Origin of the sequence: Streptomyces sp. NPDC092370 (assembly GCF_044755265.1) — a bacterium.
Lineage (GTDB): Bacteria > Actinomycetota > Actinomycetes > Streptomycetales > Streptomycetaceae > Streptomyces.
Window position 1 is genome coordinate 200,854 of the sequence record NZ_JBIVQO010000003.1, and the last position, 19,350, is coordinate 220,203.

General features: G+C 67.8%; 17 protein-coding genes. 8 read left to right on the forward strand and 9 right to left on the reverse strand.

Translation table 11 applies throughout. The features are described 5' to 3' along the window. Positions 1-171: 171 nt before the first annotated feature. From ACIQHQ_RS12140 to ACIQHQ_RS12155, 4 genes are all read right to left on the reverse strand, one after another. Complete coding sequence (locus ACIQHQ_RS12140) at positions 172-990, reverse strand: glutaminyl-peptide cyclotransferase (protein WP_402611836.1); 819 nt, start codon at positions 988-990, stop codon at positions 172-174. A 130-nt stretch (positions 991-1,120) separates the two neighbouring features. Continuing rightward, positions 1,121-2,650, reverse strand: coding sequence for a polysaccharide biosynthesis tyrosine autokinase (locus ACIQHQ_RS12145; RefSeq protein ID WP_402611837.1), 1,530 nt, complete (start codon positions 2,648-2,650; stop codon positions 1,121-1,123). Between the two features lie 180 nt (positions 2,651-2,830). Continuing rightward, positions 2,831-4,738, reverse strand: a complete 1,908-nt coding sequence (locus ACIQHQ_RS12150) for a DUF4012 domain-containing protein (protein WP_402611838.1) — start codon at positions 4,736-4,738, stop codon at positions 2,831-2,833. Between the two features lie 111 nt (positions 4,739-4,849). Next, positions 4,850-5,509 (reverse strand): sugar transferase, encoded by a 660-nt coding sequence (locus tag ACIQHQ_RS12155; protein ID WP_402611839.1) that lies wholly within the window; start codon positions 5,507-5,509, stop codon positions 4,850-4,852. A 192-nt stretch (positions 5,510-5,701) separates the two neighbouring features. Here ACIQHQ_RS12155 and ACIQHQ_RS12160 point away from each other — a divergent pair, with 192 nt between their 5' ends. The 8 genes from ACIQHQ_RS12160 (at position 5,702) to ACIQHQ_RS12195 (ending at position 14,205) form a co-directional block, all read left to right on the forward strand. After that, positions 5,702-6,700 (forward strand): UDP-glucuronic acid decarboxylase family protein, encoded by a 999-nt coding sequence (locus tag ACIQHQ_RS12160; RefSeq protein WP_402612170.1) that lies wholly within the window; start codon positions 5,702-5,704, stop codon positions 6,698-6,700. Further along, positions 6,697-7,635, forward strand: coding sequence for a WecB/TagA/CpsF family glycosyltransferase (locus ACIQHQ_RS12165; protein WP_402611840.1), 939 nt, complete (start codon positions 6,697-6,699; stop codon positions 7,633-7,635). The genes ACIQHQ_RS12160 and ACIQHQ_RS12165 overlap by 4 nt, the downstream gene beginning before the upstream one ends. Continuing rightward, positions 7,632-8,834 carry a glycosyltransferase family 4 protein gene (locus tag ACIQHQ_RS12170; RefSeq protein ID WP_402611841.1) on the forward strand — a complete coding sequence of 401 codons (1,203 nt, stop codon included), beginning with the start codon at positions 7,632-7,634 and terminating at the stop codon, positions 8,832-8,834. The genes ACIQHQ_RS12165 and ACIQHQ_RS12170 overlap by 4 nt, the downstream gene beginning before the upstream one ends. A 58-nt stretch (positions 8,835-8,892) precedes the next feature. After that, a complete protein-coding gene (locus ACIQHQ_RS12175; protein ID WP_402611842.1) occupies positions 8,893-9,648 on the forward strand; it encodes a hypothetical protein in 756 nt (251 codons plus the stop codon). 47 nt (positions 9,649-9,695) lie between these two features. Further along, on the forward strand, positions 9,696-10,628 hold the full coding sequence (locus ACIQHQ_RS12180; protein ID WP_402611843.1) for a glycosyltransferase family 2 protein: 933 nt from the start codon (positions 9,696-9,698) through the stop codon (positions 10,626-10,628). A gap of 55 nt (positions 10,629-10,683) precedes the next feature. Further along, positions 10,684-11,457, forward strand: a complete 774-nt coding sequence (locus tag ACIQHQ_RS12185; RefSeq protein ID WP_402611844.1) for a class I SAM-dependent methyltransferase — start codon at positions 10,684-10,686, stop codon at positions 11,455-11,457. 70 nt (positions 11,458-11,527) lie between these two features. Further along, positions 11,528-13,042 (forward strand): lipopolysaccharide biosynthesis protein, encoded by a 1,515-nt coding sequence (locus ACIQHQ_RS12190; protein ID WP_402611845.1) that lies wholly within the window; start codon positions 11,528-11,530, stop codon positions 13,040-13,042. Continuing rightward, the gene (locus ACIQHQ_RS12195) at positions 13,033-14,205 is read left to right on the forward strand and encodes a glycosyltransferase family 4 protein (protein WP_402611846.1); all 1,173 of its coding nucleotides are present in this window, start codon (positions 13,033-13,035) and stop codon (positions 14,203-14,205) included. The genes ACIQHQ_RS12190 and ACIQHQ_RS12195 overlap by 10 nt, the downstream gene beginning before the upstream one ends. 87 nt (positions 14,206-14,292) lie before the next feature. Here ACIQHQ_RS12195 and ACIQHQ_RS12200 read toward each other — a convergent pair whose 3' ends face one another. From ACIQHQ_RS12200 to ACIQHQ_RS12220, 5 genes are all read right to left on the reverse strand, one after another. Continuing rightward, a complete protein-coding gene (locus ACIQHQ_RS12200; protein ID WP_402611847.1) occupies positions 14,293-15,096 on the reverse strand; it encodes a TylF/MycF/NovP-related O-methyltransferase in 804 nt (267 codons plus the stop codon). Between the two features lie 9 nt (positions 15,097-15,105). Beyond that, on the reverse strand, positions 15,106-15,915 hold the full coding sequence (locus ACIQHQ_RS12205; RefSeq protein WP_402611848.1) for an FkbM family methyltransferase: 810 nt from the start codon (positions 15,913-15,915) through the stop codon (positions 15,106-15,108). Between the two features lie 134 nt (positions 15,916-16,049). Next, entirely contained in the window at positions 16,050-17,426 is a 1,377-nt protein-coding gene (locus ACIQHQ_RS12210) for an O-antigen ligase family protein (protein ID WP_402611849.1), read from the reverse strand. 110 nt (positions 17,427-17,536) lie between these two features. Continuing rightward, positions 17,537-18,568: a GDP-mannose 4,6-dehydratase gene (gene gmd / locus ACIQHQ_RS12215; protein ID WP_402611850.1), complete on the reverse strand. Its 1,032-nt coding sequence runs from the start codon at positions 18,566-18,568 to the stop codon at positions 17,537-17,539. 71 nt (positions 18,569-18,639) lie between these two features. After that, the gene (locus ACIQHQ_RS12220; RefSeq protein ID WP_402611851.1) at positions 18,640-19,293 is read right to left on the reverse strand and encodes an SAM-dependent methyltransferase; all 654 of its coding nucleotides are present in this window, start codon (positions 19,291-19,293) and stop codon (positions 18,640-18,642) included. Positions 19,294-19,350 lie beyond the last annotated feature (57 nt).

The window sequence follows — 19,350 nt, forward strand, 5'->3', positions numbered from 1 at the left end:
CCCGGAGGTCTCCTCCGAGAGCGACGCCATCGCCGGGGAGCGACCCGACGCCAGGACCTTCTCCAGCGCCGGCGCGTGCCAGAGCTCCGCCTTCCCGCTGGCGGAGCTGCGTGCGGCACGGCCCCGACGAGGCGGCCACCGCGCGGCCGGGCCGGCCGGACCGGGACCGGATCACCCGGCGACGAAAGCCACCCGGAACATCTTCGGCCACCACTTGCCGGTGAGCAGGAACTCGTCGGTGCCGGGGATGGCGGCGATGCCGTTGAGCACCTCGGCGGGCCGCCGCTCCTTCGAGGGCAGCAGTCCCGAGGCATCGATCTGAGCGGTGACCGCGCCGGTACCCGTGTCGACGCGCACGATTCGGTCGGAGGGCCAGACATTGGCGTACACACGGTCGCCCACGCATTCCAGCTCGTTGAGCTGCGGCACCGGCCGGCCTCGAAGAGTGACGAGGAGTTCACCCGTCGGGGCCAGCGTGCGCGGGTCCCGCAAGGTAAGCCGAGCGGAGCCGTCACTGGTGACCAGGCGCCCGTGCCCCGGCTGGTGGCACACGCCCCAGCCCTCCGCCGGGTAGGGGAGACGACGCAGCTCGGCCAGGGTTTCGGCGTCTCGTTCGATGGCGATGCGGTCCCGGAAGGTCAACTGCCACAGCGTCCGTCCGAGGACGGTGATCCCCTCCCCGAACAGTGGCGCCGGCAGGTCGGCACGGACGGTGGGAGGCCGGCCGGGCGGGCCCCGGCGGATCGACGACTCACCGGCCATGCCCGTCCCCTCGTAGAGGGTTCGCCCGGCCAGCTCCAGGCCCTGCGTGTAGGCCTTCGGGTCGTGGGGCAGGACGTCGAGGACCCTGACTCTCAGTTGCTCGACCGGCCCGGCGGCAGACCCGGCAGCGGCCTGCGTGCGCACCGGTGAGCGGTCGTCAGCCGTACAGGAGGTGAGCAGTGCCGAGCCTCCCAGGACCGCGGCCGCGAGGGCCGGGAGTGCACGCATCCGCCCGCACCGGGCCATCGGCCGGGAGCCGCGAACCGTCCTGCCGGGTCTCCCGCGCCGACGTCCGCCTGGCCGACGGCGCGGCACCTGCCGGGCGCGGCCCGGGCCGGCCGCGGCGTCCTCTGCGCGGTCAGTGATGGTCTCCGCCTTCCTGGGCAGCCACCGGAGTGGTGTCCTTTCCCGTCGGTGTGGCCGGCGCGGGGAAGGTGCCGATCGTCGCCGGCCGGCCGCGGCGGCGGAGCCGTGGCCGGAGCATGAGCCGGGCCATGAGCCGGAGCCGCTCGCGGCGTCCCGAGGGCTTGGGGCGGTACCCGTAGCCGTACTGCTCGCTGTCGCGCTTGGCGGGCACCATGTTGAGGACGCTGCCGAGCACCGTGGCGCCCACGTCTTGCAGGGCGCGCACGGCGTCGGTGACCTGGCCCCGTGAGCTCTTTCCGTACCGGGCGGCCAGCAGGTAGCCGTCGACCGCCGAGGCCATCGCGGGGGTGTCCGCGACCGGGAGGACCGGTGCGGTGTCGATCACCACATGGTCGAACCTGTCGGCGAGCGAGCGCACCACGGCGCGGAACTGCTCCGAGCCCAGCATCTCCGCGGGGTTCGGCGGCAGCACCCCGCTGGCGAGCACCGAGAATGAACCCGCCGACTGCATCACGTTCTCGGCGTTCGCCTGGCCGATCAGAACGGTGGTCAGTCCGGCGTCCTGAACCAGGCCGAGCGCGGAGGCCACGCTGGGGCGCCGCAGGTCGGCGTCGACCAGGCAGACCGAGGAACCGAACTCGGCCAGGGAGGACGCCAGGTTGATCGAGATGCTCGTCTTCCCCTCGGCGGGCACCGCGCTGGTGACCGCGATGACCTTGGGCGGAGCGTCGACGTCGACGAACCGGAGGTTGGTGCGCAGCCGCCTGAAGTCTTCCGCCCGCCGGCCGAACGAGTCGTCGTCCACCGCCACCGCGTGCCGGGAGGCACTCTGGTCGAGGACGACGCTGCCGAGTACGGCCGGTCCGCCGGTTTCGGCGAGACACCGGGTGAGGTCGTTGCGGCTGCGCACCGAGGTGTCCAGCGACTCCCGCGCGACCGCCAGGCCGGTTCCGAGGCCCAGGCCGGCCACGAGCCCGAGTGCGAGGTTGAGGAACAGGTTCGGGGAGGTCGGTGTCTTGGGCCTGGTGGCGTGCTCGGTGATGCTCAGCCGGACGGGCGAGAGCCGTGCGCCCTCCGGTCGTTCGATCTTGGCGATGACCTCGGCGAAGCGGTGGGCGACCGCGTTGCTGATCCGGGCCGCCCGGGACGGTTTGGTGTCGGTGACGGTGATCTTGAGAAGTACCGTTTCGAGAGGCACCTCCGTGGTGATCTTCTGGGCCAGCTGTGAGGGCGTCAGGTCCAGGCGCAGGAACTCGGCGACCGGTTCGGTCACGTAAGGGCTGGTGACCACTTCCGCGTAGGAGCGGACGCGAGCCTGGGCGAAGCTGTTGCCCTGATTGAGCTTGACCGTGTCGTCCCAGTCCTGGAGCGACACGAAGAGGGTCGAGGTGGCCTGGTACTGCGGTGTGGTGGTGTGGGTGACGAACACGCCGACCGCTGTTCCCAGCAGGCCCAGCGCCGCGATGATGCGCCAGCGCCTGACCAGGAACCGAAGGTAGTCGGACAGATCCAAGATATCCATCCCAAGTGTGCAAAACGGCAACAACATTGACATTCGGTAGCTACGTGATCGTATCTGCGATACACGTCCAAAACGCTCCCTCTCTCGCCGAGTCGGCCGGAGCCGCCCATCGGTGTCGGCGAGGTGCGCGTTCCGGCACAGCCGACCCGGAACCGGATCCCGTACCGCTGAGCAGGCGGATCAGCCGGTGCACGGACCGCTCGGGAGCGCTTTGGCCCGCAGGGGGTGCACCAGGGGCTGACGCAGCACGTGCGCAGAACGGTCCGCCGGACGCTCCAGCAAGTGGAGTACGAGGGTGCGCGCGGCGCCCGCGGGCAACTCCACGTCGAGGGTGAAGACCGGGTGGCCCCGCTCGGTGCCGTGGCTGAGCTGAGCCGCGCGTCCGTCCAGGGTGGCACCCGACAGGATGGCGCCGGCACTGGCGTAATAGGACACCAGGAGGCGGTTGTCACCCGGCCGGGTGCCGTAGGGCGGATCGTCCACCCGCTGGACGACATACGGCGGGAGTCCCGAGACAGGAGCCCGGTTGGCCAGGCGCGCGGTCACGGTGACCTCCCGCCGGCCGTCGACGCACCGGCCCGGTGCCCATACGAGCCGGCGGTCGAGGTAGTAGTCGAGCTTCGTGCCCGCCGCGTTGTTGACGACCAGTCCGGCCAGGGGAGCGGATCCTGCGGGCAGGGCGCCGCCGAACGACCGCGCCAGGAGCTCGCGCTGCTCCGCCGCGTGCCCACTCCACACCTTGATCCGCCCGTCTCCCAACTGCCGGTGCAGGGCCGAGAAGAGTGCGGTCCGGCGCGTGGGGTCCGTCGACGCGCCGAGCAGCCGGATGGCCACCGCGCGCGCCACATCGAGGAAGTACGCCTTGCGCCGTCTGAAGTCCGGGTGGAGCGCGTAGCTGGCGCGCTCGCTGAGATCCACGACGTTGTGGGCGGTGACGGCGCTCCCGTCGCGCAGCCGGGCAGGGCCGGAGGCGGTGAGGAGCCCGGAGACCGCACCGGGGTCCAGGCCGAAGGCGCCGTCCACCCTCTGGCCGCTGTGCCGCTGCCACGCCGCGGCCCAGATCCGCGCCGCGTACGGGAAGTGCGGGCTCATGTTGGAGTTGACCCAGGTCCGGGTCGGGGCACTGGGACCGTAGAGCCCGTCGAACTCCGCTCCCAGGTCGACGTCGGCATAGGCCTCGGCCAGTTCGGTGTCGTTGCCGAAGTGCTCGAAGCTCAGCCGGCCCCGCTCCGCCCTGAGCACCGCGAAGGCTCCGGGCAGCCCACCCGTTCCACGAGCCTCGGCGGTGTTCTCGAACACCGCCAGATACCGCCGCGGTCCGTCGGCTCCGAGCATCGAGGGCATCAACCGGGCCGCCGCGGCGGCATCGTGGGCGAGCGGGGTGATCCGGTCGAGCTGCCGGGCGAATTCGGTGCGCGCCCGGTCGGTGGCCGGCAGCCAGGTGCTGTGCGGGAGGCCGTCGACATCGGCACGCACCCTCGATGCGCTGCGCGAGGCCTGTCCGAGACGGGGAGCCACCCGGCGCAGCGCGGAGAGGTTCAGGTGCCGGCCGTCGGCCGTCCCGGTGGAATCGAGTTCCGCGACGGTGCGCACCAGGGGAGAGAGCACGTCGTGGGCCAGCCGGTCGGAGGCCTCCGCAATACCGCGCACCGAACGGAAGGGGCCGCCGAGAACCGGCAGATGAGCCGCCGGGAACCAGGCGGGGCCGGTCGTGAGCCGATGAGCCCGGGCGGCGTGGCCGGTGGCGTCGCGCACCGCGTCCTGCACTGTCGCTGCCGGCGCCGCAGGCGGGCCGGCAGCGGTGACCGGGGCCGCTGGGGGCTGCTGCCGCCGCAGCGTCTCCAGGCTCCGCTGGGCGGCCAGCAGCTCATTTCGGGCGAGTACGCCGGTGACCGCGATCCAGGCGGCACCGGCCAGGACCAGTCCGGCCGCGGCGTACAGCGGCATCCTGACGCGACGGTCGCGCAGCCGGCGCACGATGACGGCGGGCAGGACCCACTCCTTGCACCGGCGCGCGATCCATCGGGCCCGCTCCGCACCGAGCGGGGGTTTCTGCCCCCGCGACGCACCACGGCGAGTCTCGGACATCTGATGTCACTCCCTGGCTGATCTCGTTCGCTGGGGCCCGGGGGCTCCCGCAACGCCCTGTGGGGCGCGGGGTGTGGAGGTGAACCCTCCGCTCGTCGCACGGGAGCCGGCTCAGTAGGCGCCGTCACCGCGCAGCACGGCGGGGAGGGTCCGGCAGAGGATCGCCAGGTCCAGCCTGATCGACCAGGTGTCGACGTACTCGAGGTCCAGACGCAGGGCGTCCTCCCAGGCGAGGTCGGACCGTCCGCTCACCTGCCACAGCCCGGTGATCCCGGGGCGGACCAGCAGGCGGCGCCGGGCCTCCCCGGTGAACGCCGAATCCACGACCGGGAGCGGACGGGGGCCGACCAGGGACATCTGCCCCCGCAGCACATTGACCAGCTGCGGCAACTCGTCCAGGGAGTAACGCCGCAACCAGCGCCCGGCCCTGGTCACCCGCGGGTCCTCGCGGATCTTGAAGAGGTGCCCGTCGGCCTCGTTGGACTCCTCCAGAGCGACGCGCAAGCGCTCCGAACCGACGTGCATCGTCCTCAACTTCAGGACGTGGAACTCCTTGCCCCGCCAACCGGTGCGGCGCTGGCGGAACAGCAGCGGGCCCGGACTGTCGAGCTTCACCGCGACGGCGGCGGCGATCAGCACCGGCGCCACGAACAGGAGCAGGACGGCGGCCCCCGCGCAGTCGATGAACCGCTTGGCGGCCCGGACTCCTGCGTGCGCCCGCCCCCAGGGGACCGGCCGGTGAGAAGCCGTCTTCGCAGCGGTTACCGGCATCGCGCATCCCTTCGTCTTCTGCGGCAGAACGGGTGAAACGTGTCCTTGTCCGGGCGCATTGTGGCCCTCAGAACATAGCAATCGGACTATTCCTGACTAAGGAATAGAAACACGACATTGACCTACACTTCGGCAATGACACCGAAGCTCGCCCTCGCCACCGGCCTGGGCGGGGCGGCCGAGAGGACCTGCATGCGTGCGGTAGTGACGGGTGGGGCCGGGTTCCTCGGCTCCCATTTGTGTGAACGGCTGCTTCAGGCGGACCACGAAGTCGTCTGCGTGGACAACTTCCTGACATCCAGCCCCGAGAACATCGAGCACCTCACGGGCGACCGGCGCTTCCAGTTCCGTCACCGGGACATCACCCAGGGCCTGGACGAGCCGGGGCCGGTGGACGCCGTCCTCCACATGGCGTCACCGGCGTCGCCCGCGGACTATCTGAGGCTGCCCCTGGAGACGCTCCGGGTGGGCTCGGCCGGCACCTGGCACGCCTTGGATCTGGCTGCCGCCAAAGGCGCCCGCTTCCTGCTGGCCTCCACCTCCGAGTCGTACGGCGACCCGCTGGTCCACCCTCAGCCGGAGGACTACTGGGGACATGTGAACCCGGTGGGCCCGCGTTCGGTGTACGACGAGGCGAAGCGCTTCGGTGAGGCACTGACGATGGCGTACCGCAGGAGTCGCGGCGTGGACGCCAAGATCGTGCGCATCTTCAACACCTTCGGGCCGCGGATGCGCCCGGACGACGGACGGGCGATCCCCACCTTCATCCGCCAGGCGCTGAGCGGGGAGCCGATCACGGTCACCGGCGACGGCAACCAGACCAGGTCCCTGTGCTACGTCGACGATGTGGTCGAAGGCCTGCTGCGCATGCTTGCCTGCGACCACTGCGGACCGGTCAACCTGGGCAATCCCCATGAGGTCTCGATGCTGGAGCTGGCGCAGTGGATCGGCAAGCTCACCCGGTCCCGCTCCGAGATCACGCTCATCCCCCGCCCCCAGGACGACCCCGAGCGGCGGCGTCCGGACATCGCCCTGGCCCGCGAGTTGCTGAACTGGGAACCCACGACTCCCGTGGAACGCGGCCTGTGCGACACCGTCACGTACTTCCGCCGACGTCTGTCCGTCGGGGAGCACACCGGCAGCGGCCCGCGGCCCGCCGGATCCACGCCGAACCCCGCCGCCGCCTCATGACCGCCCCCCCGAGCAGTGGGGCGATGTCGGTGACCGCTCCCGTGGTCGAATGCCTCGGTGTGCCCATCACCGCGCACACCCGCGACAGTGCGGCCCGCCATGTCGTGCACCTGGCCGGCCGGATGCGCGAGGCACGGCAGGGGCTCACCGACGAACCCGGCATCCGGAGCGGCCGTGACGTACACCTGTCCAACGCCTACACGCTCGCCCTCGCCGACCGGGACCCCGAGCTGCGCGACATCCTCCGCTTGGCCTCCCTGAACCTGCCCGACGGGCAGCCGGTCGTGTGGGCCAGCCGACTGCTCCACCCCGCCGCCGTACTGCCGAGCACACGTGTGTACGGTCCCGACCTCCTCACGGACGTCTTCGCCCTGACGCAGCACACGGAAGTGAACCACTACCTTCTCGGTTCCACGCCCCAGGTGCTCGACGCACTCCACCGGGAGCTGCGGCGGCGCTATCCCGGGGCGCGAATCGTGGGCACCTGCTCCCCGCCCTTCCGGCCCCTGCACGTCCACGAACGGCGTCAGCTAGTGGAGCAGATCCGTGCCGCCGAGGCGGACATCGTCTGGGTCGGACTCGGCACGCCGAAGCAGGACCGCTGGGCCGCCGAACTGTGCGACGCCCTGCCCGTGGTGGCCGTGGCCGTGGGCGCGGCCTTCGACTTCATCGCCGGCAACAAGCCGCAGGCACCGCACTGGATGCGGCACAACGGGCTGGAATGGCTGTTCCGGCTCGGCTGTGAGCCACGCCGCCTGTGGCGCCGGTACCTGTTCGGCAACGCGCGCTTCGTCCACGGGGTGGTGCGCCAGGCGTCACAGCCGGCACGAGCGGACAGCGGCGTGGTGAACGAGGCACCCGATCGCCTGAATCCGCGCCGACTCATCCGCCACGGCCCAGAGATTCCCGCCAAGGTTCCTGAGGTGCGGTCATGACGACCACTCCGGTGGGCCCTCGAGAGACCCGGCGGCGCGTTGTCGTGGTGCAGCCCTACGTCCCCGGCTATCGCACGTCGTTCTTCAATCACCTGGAGGAACGGCTCAGCTCCGCAGGTGTTGCCCTGGAAGTGCTGTACGGGCTGGTACCACCGCAGCAGGCGGCCCGACGCGACGCCGCCCCCTGCGCCTGCGCGGTACAGGTACCTTCACGACGGCTGCCCGCTCCTGGCGGACGGTCCCTTCTCTGGCGTCAGGTGGCGGACCGGGCCGCCTCCGCCGATGCGGTGGTACTGGAGCAGGCACTGCGGAACCTGGAGGCCTACCCGCTGTTGCTGCGACAGATGACGCGACGGCCGGGTGGGCGCCCTCCACGGATCGCGTTCTGGGGCCACGGCCGGACCTACACCAAGCAGACGAGCCGACTTCAAGAAGCCGCCAAGGCCGTCCTCACGCGGCAGGCCGCCTGGTTCTTCGCCTACACCCAAGGGGGAGCCTCCTACGTCGCCTCGCGGGGCTTCCCCCGGGACAGGATCACCGTCCTGCGCAACTCCGTGGACACCACGGAGCTGACCGTCACGCGTGAGCGCGCGGACATCAAAGGCACGCCCGAACACGCCGCAGCCGCTGCGCTGCGCGAACAGCACCACCTCACGCCCGGACGGACGGCTCTGTACGTAGGGGGACTTGACACCCCGAAGCGGATCCCCTTCCTGCTCCAAACCGCGCGACGTCTCGCGACCGGCCTGCCGGGCTTCAAGCTGCTGGTGGCCGGAGACGGCGTCGACCGGCCCCTGGTGGAAGCCGCGGCCCTCGCCCCGGAGAGCCCGGTGCTGGCTCTCGGGCACCGTGCCGGACAGGACGTCGCGCTGCTCGGAGCGGTATCGGACGTCATGCTGATGCCGGGGCGGGTGGGACTGTGCGCGGTGGACTCCTTCGCTCTCCGGACACCCATCGTCACCACCGACTGGCCCTGGCACGCGCCCGAGTTCGAATATCTGGAGCACGGACGAAACGCAGTGGTCAGCCGAGACGATCCGGAGGCCTATGCGGTGGCGGTGCAGCAAGTGCTGAGCGACCGCTCCCGCCTGGAATCCCTCCGTGAAGCGTGCCGCAAGGACGCCGCCGACTACACGGCGGACGGCATGGCAGAACGCTTCTGTGACGGTTTGCTGCATATGCTCGGAACGCGGCTTTGAGCCGACTTGAGGAAGTACACCAGACCGGCCGGCCCCATCCATGAAGGGTGTCAGTGAAATGACTGTTCCAAGGCCGACGGGCAGCCGGATCAAGGGGCGCGCGTACGACGTCCTGCCCGTTCGGCTCCGGCGCACGATCACCAAACCCATCCGCACCATGCGGCCATGGCTCTACGGGCCGTGGCCCGCCGCCCTCAACGGGCAGCGATTCCGTCAGAACCTGTTCCGCTCCCTGGTCCGCGAACTCCAGCCCCGGGCGATCTTCGAATCGGGTACCTACTGCGGAGGTTCGACGCAGTTCCTGTGGCACCTCTCCGGTGCTCCCGTGTACACCGTGGAAAAGAACAGCGGGTTCGCACGCTGCGCCGAGAGGCGTTTCCGCGGAAACCCAGATGTCCGGGTGCTCAACGAGGACTCCCGGAACGCGCTGCGGACGCTGCGCGACGACTCCCGGTTCCCCCACTCGCGGGTCCTGTTCTACCTGGACGCCCACTGGGAGAAAGACCTTCCCCTCCGGGAGGAAGTCGACATCATCACGGAGGCGTGGACGGACTCGGTCATCGTCATCGACGACTTCAAGGTTCCTGACGACGACGGTTACGAATTCGACACCTACGGCGACCTGCAGCTGTCGATGGACTACCTGGGAGAGAGCGTCGCGCCCTACGAAACGTTCTGGCCGAACTGCCCGTCCAGCATGGAGAGCGGGCGCCGCCGCGGTTGCGTGGTACTGGCCGCCCCGGGCGTCGCACAGCAGGTGTCCGAGCTTCCCGAGGTGCGTCGTACCGAAGCCCTCGTAGCGCCCGAGCGGTGAGGCAGGGGCCTGGACAAAAGGCCGCCCCGGGGTGGTCGACGGCACCGATGACGCGGGTGGTGGTGCTGATCGCCTGTCACAACCGCCGCGAGAGCACGGTCCGGTGCCTGCGGTCGCTGATCGGGCAGGGCGGACCCGAGGTATCCGTGCGTGTCGTGCTCACCGACGACGGCAGCACCGACGGCACCGCACGCGCCGCCCGCGAGGTGTGGCCCGGCATCCATGTGCTCCAGGGCAACGGCAAGCTGTTCTGGGCGAAGGCGATGGCATTCGCGGAGTCGGCCGCGGGCGACTACGACTTCCTCCTCTGGCTCAACGACGACGTGATCTTGGACCCCGGAGCGCTGTCGGACTTGCTCCGCACCCACGGGTCGCTCTCCGGTTCGGACAAGGGGGACCTGATCGTCGTGGGCGCTCTGCGTGATCCGCAGTCCGGCGCGGTGACGTACTCGGGTGTTCACCGGCGCAGCCGTCTGCGCCCGGTGCAGTTCACCACGGTCACTCCGGCCGAACGACCGGTTCGGGCCGAGACCATGAACGGGAACCTGGTGCTGATCCCCCGTTACGTGGCCCAACGCGTCGGGCAGATCGACGCGCGCTTCAGCCACGGGCTGGCCGACTTCGACTACGGCCTGCGCGCCAGGCGCCTCGGATGTGCCGTCTGGGTCGCCCCCGGAACGCTGGGCACCTGTGCGCGCAACCCCACGACGGGGAGCTGGACCGACCCCGCTCTGACCGTCCGGCAACGGATGCGTCTGGCGTGCGCCCCGAAGGGCCTTCCACCGGGCAGCTGGTTGCGGTTCACGCGGCGGCACGCCGGTCCCGTATGGCCGCTGTACTGGCTCTCACCGTACGCGCGGCTCCTCGCCGGTGCGGCTCTCGTCCGAATGCGCGGTGGAGCGCGGGTCCTTGGCAGTAGTTCCGATACAGCCCGGGAAGATCCGGTCGCCGTACGTCCGGAAATCCCGACGTCAAACTGATCCGGCGTGGGCAGCCACGCGCGGCGGAGGAGGAACCGTGACAAGTGGAGTGGATATGCAGCGTGCCGCGACTGCGGACATCTGCAGCAACCGGGATGACTGGTCCTTCCATGTCACCAGTGATCCGCTGACGCGTTTCCTGCGCGATCGGCGCTTGCGGGTCGCCCTGGACATGCTGCGCGCGCGGGGGCTGCTCGACCCGGCGGGACAGAGCGTTCTCGTCGTGTGCGGTGGTGTGGGTGGAGAGGGTGTCTTCCTCAGCCGTTGTGGTTTCACCGACGTCACGGTCAGTGATCTGTCCGAAGAGGCGCTTGGAGTCTGCCGCACCCTGGATCCGAAAATCCGGACCATGCCTTTGAACGCGGAGGACATGGCCGAGATTCCCGACGCCAGTTATGACCTGGTACTGGTGCAGGACGGTCTGCACCATTTGCCGCGGCCGGTCCTGGGTTTCACGGAGATGCTACGGGTGGCCCGGAAGGCCGTCATCGTGATCGAGCCGCACGACGGTCTGGTGGGAAGGCTCATCGGCACCGAATGGGAGCGGCAGGGAGAATTCGTCAACTATGTCTTCCGGTGGAATCGCTCGCTGGTGAACCAGGCCACCCGAAGCTATCTCCTGTGTCCGCGGGCCGTCGTGCTGCTTCGCAGGCTGTGGGACCACAACCTCGCCGTCGGCAAGGTGGCGGGCCGCTTCCCGGGGCGTTGGCGCCTGACGGCGGCCAAGGCCGTCTACCAGGCGCTGCGGCCGGTGAACCGGCTCGGCAACATGATGGTCGCGGTGGTGGTGAAGTCGGACGGCGACCCGGCACAGCGGAGCGGACGGTGAACGTCGCACCCGAACCGCGCCCTGAACTGATGGCGATGTACGCGCCGGCCTGCCGGTCAGTTGTACCGCGATGATCCGAGGTGCGCTGCCCGAGAGACCCACGTCGAGAGCGACCCAAGGGCTGCGATGGACGCTTTTCGGGACGTTCGCAACGTTCGTAGCCCAGTTGGCGTACACCGCAGTGATGAGCCGGCTGCTCACACCGGGAGACTTCGGGTTGCTCGCGCTCGCCCTGTTCGTGCTCCGCTTCGTGAGCCACTTCTCGCAGGGAGGTCTGAGCTCGGCCATCGTGCAGCGTCCCGTACTGGAAGCACGTGACCTCCGGGCGACTTTCACCCTCAGTATCACGACCGGACTCGTCGCCTATGCGGTGCTCTGGCTGCTGGCGCCGTACGCCGTCACGATCCTGGGCGCTCCCGCGGGGCTGACCTCCGTGTGCCGAGCGCTGGGACTCACCTTGGTGATCTCCGCCGTGGGCTCGACCGCCACCGGGCTCCTCCGCAGATCCATGCGCTACCGGACCATCGCCCTGATCGAACTCGGTTCCTACGTGGCCGGGTACTGCGGCATCGGCCTCATGTGCGCGCTGACGGGGAGAGGGATCTGGAGCCTGGTGTACGCGGCCATCGGCCAGTCCGCACTGATGACGCTCGGCAGTTACATGTTCGCGAGGCACGACCTTCGACTGCTGGTCGCCGGCGTTCCGATGAGGAAGATGTCATCGTTCGGCGCGAAGGTGTCACTCGTGGGATTTCTTGAGTTCCTGACGATCGGCATCGACAACCTCCTTGTCGGCAGATATGCCGGCATTGAGGCGCTGGGGCAGTACAACCGGGCCATACTGATCGCCGTACTGCCGCTGCAACAAATCGGCACGGCGGTCGGGAAGGTGCTCTTCCCGATCTTCAGCCGTATGCAACTCGACCATGAGAGGCTCAGGAGCGCGTACCTCGACAGTATGGCGATGTCCACTCTTCTCTTTCTGCCGATGGCGGCCGCCATCGGTGCCGCCGCCAGCAATTTCGTGTTCGTTCTGCTGGGTGCAGGCTGGCAGTTGGCCGCCCAGCTCGTTCCCGTTCTGGCGGTAGCAGCAGCGCTGTATGTCGTCGTGTATTTCCCTGCATCGATGGCGGAGGCGATCGGGAAAGTACCGATGAAGGCGTTGATCGAATTTCTTCATCTGGCAACCCTGTTGCTGGGTGCCGGCCTCGTGGTGGTTTGCGATGGCGGACTCCCTGGCTTGGTCATCGCCGTGCTGGTGGGCCGCCTTCTCCAACACACCCTGTACCTGTTGTGGATGGACCGGGTGATTCCGAGATCTCTGCGGCAGGTACTGAAGGTCTATGCGCAATCCGTCGCTGTCGCGATGGCCGTCGGGCTGGCCGTTGCCGGTGTCGGCCGTGCTATCGGGGAGTTCGCGCCCACGCCGGTGACGCTGATCGCCCAGGTCGCCACGATGGGACTCGCGGGCGTCTCGGTTGTCCTCTGGGGCGGTCGTCTCGACGGTATCCGGGTCGCGCGAGAGCGTGCACTGATCCCGACATCACTCGTGACAAAGACCAGGAAGGCTGCCGCATGCGAGTAGCGATCGCCGCACCCATCGACCTCCGGCACTTGTCGCGGATGCTCGACCCGGCTCTCGAAAGCACCGTTCCCGGGGGGATGGTGGCGCCGGTGGCCACTTCACTGGCTGTGGAGCTGTGCCGCAGCGACCACGAGATCACGGTCGTCACACTCAGTCCCGACGTAACGGTCCCGGTGCATCGGCGTATCGGGGCCGCGCATGTTCTGGTCGGTCCTTATCGTGCGCGGCACCGCGCCAGGGACGCATTCCGGCACGAGCGGAACACCGTGCGGGAGCTGCTCGATTCAGTGGACACCGATCTGGTTCACGCCCACTGGACGTACGAGTTCGGATTGGGTGCGCTCGCGAGCAGGCACCCCTGCCTCATCAGCGTGCACGACTGGGCACCGGCGATTCTGCGTCATCACCCCGATCCCTATCGGTTGGTCAGACTGCTGATGCAGGTTCGTTGCCTGGGTAAGACACGGGAACTCGCCGCGGTCTCGCCCTATATCCAAGATCGACTCCGGGGGATCGGCCGACGTTCTGCATTTCTCTTGCCCAACGGGCTTCCCGCCACGTTCTTCGCGAACAGCCCGCCGACGCGCGACGTACCGGTACGGCAAATCCTCTCGGTGAACTCACACTTTTCTCCGCTGAAGAATGTGAGCGTCCTGCTTCGAGCCTTTCAGATGGTTCGCGAAGAGCTTGGTGACGTCGAACTGATTCTGGTGGGCCCGGATTTTCAAGTAGGCGGCCCGGCAGAGAGCTGGGCGCGCGCGCGTGGTCTTGCTGACGGAACCGTATTCGCTGGGCCCTTGCGGACCGAGGACGTCCTCACGGCCATGGACCGTGCTGACATCTTCGTGGCTCCCACGCTGGAGGAGTCATTCGGCATGGCGGTCCTCGAAGCCATGGCGCGGGGGCTGCCGATCGTGGCCGGCCGCACCTCGGGCGCGGTCCCGTGGCTGCTCGGCTTCGGCACCGCTGGAGACCTGGTTGACGTCCGGAAACCGCATCAGGTCGCTGCCGCCATTGTCCGCATGGCTCGCGACCCCGATCGCAGAATGGTGCTGAGCGGCCAAGCGCTGCGTCGTGCCCGACGGTTCGCGTGGCCGAGCCTGGTGCGCTCCTACGAAGCCCGTTACCGCCGTGTCGCCACGGCCGGCGACGGGCACCGCTGATTCATGGATACACGGCCAGGTACCGGCCCTCACCGCTGAACAAGCCGATTGACGCCCTGGACGGCCTCGGCAGATACCACGTTCGGCCTACCGTCGTACCAGGGCGCAGAAGTGGCCCGCGCTCTCAGGGCCGACAACCAATTCGAAGCGATCGTCCTCGGAGAGGAAGTCCCGGACGGCCTGTTCCGGACCGGAGGAGAAGTATCGGTAGTCGTCGACCATCAGGACGGAACCAGGCCGCGTCTTCGGCCCGAGCAGCCGCAGGCCCGTCAGGATGGGCTTGTACAGGTCGAAGTCGAGATACCCGAACGCCACGAGGTCCGGCAGTTCTCGGACGTCTGGGGTGATGAAGCCGGCGACGATGTGAGTGCGCTCGGTGGGGAAACCCACGGAGGCGAGATGGTGCCGGACAAGCTGCTGTGGGAACGACATCGCGGACTCGTAGCTGTCCATCGATCCTCGGTTTTCGATGTCGTCGATGAGTCTGTCCTCTGCGGTGGGACGCGACAGGCCCTGAAACGAGTCATACAGCCACAAGTGCTGCCGATCATTCAGAATCTCGTTTGCCAGCAGCGCCGAGGTGGCGCCCTGAGCGACGCCCATCTCGACGACATCGCCTTCGCCACTGTCCCGCGCCGACTGCAGCCAGTGCAGAAGGAACATCGCCTCACTGATCTCTGTCCCGACAAGCTTCGTGAGCAGTGGGAGCCGACCTTCCCGCTCCCGCAGGTCAGGGAAGACGCGCTCGACGTAGACGTCATACAGGCTCTGCACCGCGCGGGCGTATCGCCCTCGGCTGCTCTCTTCCTCCCTCAGCGTGATCACGCGAGCCCCGGCTGGACCGAGGAGGCGGTCGAGAGTGGAACGAGTCAATGTCCTCACATTGGGCATGTCACGACTCTATCCATCATGAATCGGGTCACCCAGTCTCCTGCGTGGCGAGTTGCGAGTCGAACTTGGCTCTTTCAGTGCATGCGCACGACCTGATTCCGGCTGAAGAGGATCACGAATCCCGTCGCGGAAGAGCATCACATCGCATTGAAGCATCTGACCGGTTCGTTGATCAGCAAAGCCAGGCACCACCCCCATCAGTGTCAGGCCATATCGGCGTTGGGCAAGGTCAAGTGCCTCGGCCAACTGCAGGCCACCCTCATACAGAGGAACGCAGGAGACCTCCATCTGGAGTCCGACGCAATCGTGGATATGGTCTCCGGCCCCGCGTAGGACTGCCTCCTCGTATCCCTGCACGTCGAGCTTGAGGAAGACACGGTCTCCCGGGCGCGTCACTTCGGGCCACACAGCCTCCAGACGACGCTGCGTGATCTCCTGGCTGTCCACATAACCAGACTCCGGGCAGGCGTCGAGGTGTCTCGGGAGCATCGGCAGGATGGAACTACTCGCTGCGCCATTCCCGGAGACGTTGATGATCACGGTGGAATCGTCGTCGCCCAGCGCGTACGGAAAGACTGTCCACAGCGCATCCGTGGCCGCACGGCGGTGCAGCATCTCCAGCGGTCCGTTCAGTGGTTCGAAAGAGACGATGCGTCCCCGGTACCCGAATCTGCGGAGCATGGCTCCGTACTGTCCGCGGTTGGCCCCCACATCGATGACCACATCGACTTCGAAGTGGGACAGCAATTGCACAAGACGATTCTCGGGTGAACACGCGGGGAACCGGCTCACATCGATACCGAAGTGCTGAGCGATCATACGGGCTCGTCGAAGAAGGGTCACCCCGACATTGTGGCTCTTCTCTCGGTAGGTCCGTGGAACGCGGGCTCGCGCGTCGCCGTGGCAGCGCGGGGCAGTGGAAAGGGTGTGGCACTCGGATGCGGCCCGCTCTCTCAGACGGGCGAGTGCATGACGGGAGCGCGACACGCAGCTGCGTTCATTCGCCGTGGAGAGCTGTGGGTCTTGGAGGTGACCGGCGCGGACGTCAAGAGTTCCTCATCACCTGGCGGTCGATGTTCCTGAGCCGAGAGAAGGAGCGCCCAGTTGAGAGCCAGGAGCATCAAGTTGCATGAGAGGCCACCCAATCGCTCCATCGGAGACTCGGTGAGGCAGCGGATCAGAATCATCACCTGGAGAGCGAGAAGCAACCCTCCAGTTTCTCGGGAGAGTCGCTTACTGTGCACCAGCATGACCGAAAGAAATGAAATGAGCCCGATAAAGCCAATGATTCCATAGGCTCCCAGCGTCTGGAGCGCTTGATTGTGCGCTTGCCCTACCCAGAAGAGAGACGGGTCGCGCATGACCTCCATGCGGTATTCAATGGAGAAGAGAGTGGGGCCGTATCCGGTCAGCGGATTCTGTCGAAGCTCCGCCATGGCATATTCCCACGCCAGCGTGCGCCCGTTCAGCGTACCGATCTCGCCGTCACTCATTGCGTCGGCAAGGAGCATCTGGGACTTGTCCACGAGAAGTACTGCAGCGAGCAAGGAGATACAGGTCATAAACAACGTGAATTTGGGTGCACCACGTCGCTGACGCGCCTGAACTCGATGGAAGTACAGCAACGCAATGAGGCAGAACCAGGCCGTACGCGACTGGGCCAGCAGAAGGACGGATCCGGCGGCAAGTGCGTGAAAAGCCCACCCTTGCCGCCGGAACAGGGGGTGCACCTCCAGGGCCAGGGAAATCGCAGCCACCGGCCCCAGAAGATTCGGGTGCGTTGTGAATCCAATAAGCCTCCCCGCTCCGAGCCCCAGATAATCCCTGTAGATCGCCAGGTCTGCCGCGCTTGCGAGTTGCTCAAAAGCCCATTCAGGGGCGACGATGATCGACAGTAGGCTGCCCCATACGTAGACCCGGGCGATACAACGGACGTCGGAAATTGTACGCCTTATCGGTGGCGGCTGGCCCAGGCAGAATGCCGTGAATACCAGGGGGGCTGTCAGGAGTTCTTGCCAGGGGCTGCTGAATCCATCAAGAGCTGCCGAGATGATCGGCCCTGAAAAGAACAGCAGTCCGCCGAACAGCAGAATGCCGCGTTTTCGAAACAGAAAACCCTGCCGCCATGACGTGAGAATCGTGATGATCGAAAGTGCGACGAGCGCTGCTGTGAGCGATTGTGTCACGGTCAATCGCCATCCGATATACGGATTCATCTCAGCAGTGATGTCCCGTGAGGCGTCACGCCTCACCAGGAGAGAATTCACCGCCGGGCCAATTCCTACGAGGTACAGCAGCATGCGTTTGGAAATTCCGCCGACGTCGTCCACGATGTGCCTCCGCATGATAGGAGTCGGTCAATGATGTGCGGCGCGGAACAATGAAACGCATGACCCCGCATGCTGCTGGGGGTGGGCGGATGGGTGATCCGCAGGGGGCCCTACTGTTTGGCCAGTTCTCGGAACGCATGGCTCCGGCCCGACGAGTTCGGCAGCGGAAGGGCACTCAGCTCGGCGTCGACCATCAGCCGGGCCAGTTCCGGGGCCCGCACCGTCGGGCGCCATCCCAGCAGCCGCTCGGCCTTGGAGGCGTCTCCGACGAGGTCGTCCACCTCGGTCGGCCGCAGGTATCGCTCGTCGAACCGCACATGGTCGCGCCAGTCGAGGCCGACGTGGGCGAAGCACTGCTCGACGAAGTCGCGCACGCTGTAGCTGACACCGGTGGCGACCACGTAGTCGTCCGGTTCGTCCTGTTGCAGCATCCGCCACATCGCCTCGACGTACTCCGCCGCGTACCCCCAGTCCCGCCGGGCGTCGAGGTTGCCCAGGTAGACCACGTCCTCCAGGCCGGCCTTGATGCGTGCGGCGGCCGTGGCCACCTTGCGGGTGACGAAGGTCGGGCCGCGGCGAGGAGACTCGTGGTTGAACAGGATGCCGTTGACCGCGAACATTCCGTACGCCTCGCGGTAGTTGCGCGTCGCCCAGTACGCGTACACCTTGGCGACCCCGTACGGGGAGCGGGGGTGGAAGGGGGTGCCCTCGTGCTGGGGCGGCGGGGAGGCGCCGAACATCTCGGAGCTGGACGCCTGATAGAACCGGCAGGGCAGGCCCGTTGTCCTGATCGCCTCCAGCAACCGCGTGGTACCCAGCCCGGTGGCGTCCCCGGTGAACTCGGGCTCGTCGAACGAGACCCGCACATGGGACTGGGCGGCCAGATGGTAGACCTCGTCGGGGCGCAGCCGCTCCAGCAGCCCCGCGATCCGGGTTCCGTCGGTCAGGTCGCCGTAGTGCAGGAAGAGACGCGCCCCGGGGTCGTGCGGATCCCGGTAGAGGTGCTCGATGCGCTGCGTGTTGAAGGTCGAGGCGCGGCGGACGATCCCGTGCACCACGTATCCCTTCTCCAGCAGCAGTTCTGCGAGGTAGGAGCCGTCCTGGCCGGTGATGCCGGTGATGAGCGCGGTCTTGTCCGTCACGCGGGTTCCTTTGCTGGGCTGTGCTGGGTGAAAAGCGCACCTGAGCGGGGGCGGGAAGCGGCGGGCACGGCTCACTTCCTGGCGACCAGGGACTTGGGAAGTCCTGCGAAGCGTTCGAACCAGATGGTGGAAGCGGGGAAGTAGGACCGCATCTCGGCCGCGGACAGCAGCTCGACCTCCTGGACGTCCCGGGTGGCCTGCGCACGCCCCGCGCGTGGGATGTGTCCATGCCCCCAGCGCCGTGAGACGGCGACGCGGGCCGGGAACGGGAGCCATTGAAGCCCTGGGAACAGCCAGTGGGGTTCGACGGGGAAGTAGCGGTAGGGGGTCTGCACCCAATGGTGGTCCGCGTGGCTGTGCACCGTGTCGGCGAACTGCTTCCGCCGGTGGTGCCCTCCCACGTGTTCCAGGACGGAGTTCGAGTACACCAGGTCGAACCGCCGGGTGACCATGTGCGTCGGCAGCGAGAGGCTGCACGCGTCCGCGACGACCGGCGTGATTCCGGACTCGGCATGCCGGGCCGTGCGCGGGTCGAGGTTGACGGTCACCACGTGGGCCGGCCGAACGGGCAGGCCACGCCAGGCGGTCGGGGTGCCGCCGAGGTCGAGAACATGCATGTCGGCCAGGTCGGGAAAGCATCGCAGCAGTTCGGCCCAGCGCTTGGCGCGAGCCGCGTGGGCAAGGGTCCCGGGCCTCGTGGGGTCGGCGATCTTCGTCTTCAGCATCCTGCTCCCTCTCGGCCCGGACTCCGGCACCTCTGGCACCCGGCAAGAATACGGAAA

Coding starts and splice junctions, on each gene's coding strand:
- ACIQHQ_RS12170 (WP_402611841.1), top strand. CDS start 7,632: ATGACGACCACTCCGGTGGGCCCTCGAGAGACCCGGCGGCGCGTTGTC.
- ACIQHQ_RS12190 (WP_402611845.1), top strand. CDS start 11,528: ATGATCCGAGGTGCGCTGCCCGAGAGACCCACGTCGAGAGCGACCCAA.
- ACIQHQ_RS12220 (WP_402611851.1), bottom strand. CDS start 19,293: ATGCTGAAGACGAAGATCGCCGACCCCACGAGGCCCGGGACCCTTGCC.
- ACIQHQ_RS12180 (WP_402611843.1), top strand. CDS start 9,696: ATGACGCGGGTGGTGGTGCTGATCGCCTGTCACAACCGCCGCGAGAGC.
- ACIQHQ_RS12145 (WP_402611837.1), bottom strand. CDS start 2,650: ATGGATATCTTGGATCTGTCCGACTACCTTCGGTTCCTGGTCAGGCGC.
- ACIQHQ_RS12195 (WP_402611846.1), top strand. CDS start 13,033: ATGCGAGTAGCGATCGCCGCACCCATCGACCTCCGGCACTTGTCGCGG.
- ACIQHQ_RS12160 (WP_402612170.1), top strand. CDS start 5,702: ATGCGTGCGGTAGTGACGGGTGGGGCCGGGTTCCTCGGCTCCCATTTG.
- ACIQHQ_RS12205 (WP_402611848.1), bottom strand. CDS start 15,915: ATGATCGCTCAGCACTTCGGTATCGATGTGAGCCGGTTCCCCGCGTGT.
- ACIQHQ_RS12165 (WP_402611840.1), top strand. CDS start 6,697: ATGACCGCCCCCCCGAGCAGTGGGGCGATGTCGGTGACCGCTCCCGTG.
- ACIQHQ_RS12150 (WP_402611838.1), bottom strand. CDS start 4,738: ATGTCCGAGACTCGCCGTGGTGCGTCGCGGGGGCAGAAACCCCCGCTC.
- ACIQHQ_RS12175 (WP_402611842.1), top strand. CDS start 8,893: ATGACTGTTCCAAGGCCGACGGGCAGCCGGATCAAGGGGCGCGCGTAC.
- ACIQHQ_RS12155 (WP_402611839.1), bottom strand. CDS start 5,509: ATGCCGGTAACCGCTGCGAAGACGGCTTCTCACCGGCCGGTCCCCTGG.
- ACIQHQ_RS12185 (WP_402611844.1), top strand. CDS start 10,684: ATGCAGCGTGCCGCGACTGCGGACATCTGCAGCAACCGGGATGACTGG.
- ACIQHQ_RS12200 (WP_402611847.1), bottom strand. CDS start 15,096: ATGCCCAATGTGAGGACATTGACTCGTTCCACTCTCGACCGCCTCCTC.
- ACIQHQ_RS12140 (WP_402611836.1), bottom strand. CDS start 990: ATGCGTGCACTCCCGGCCCTCGCGGCCGCGGTCCTGGGAGGCTCGGCA.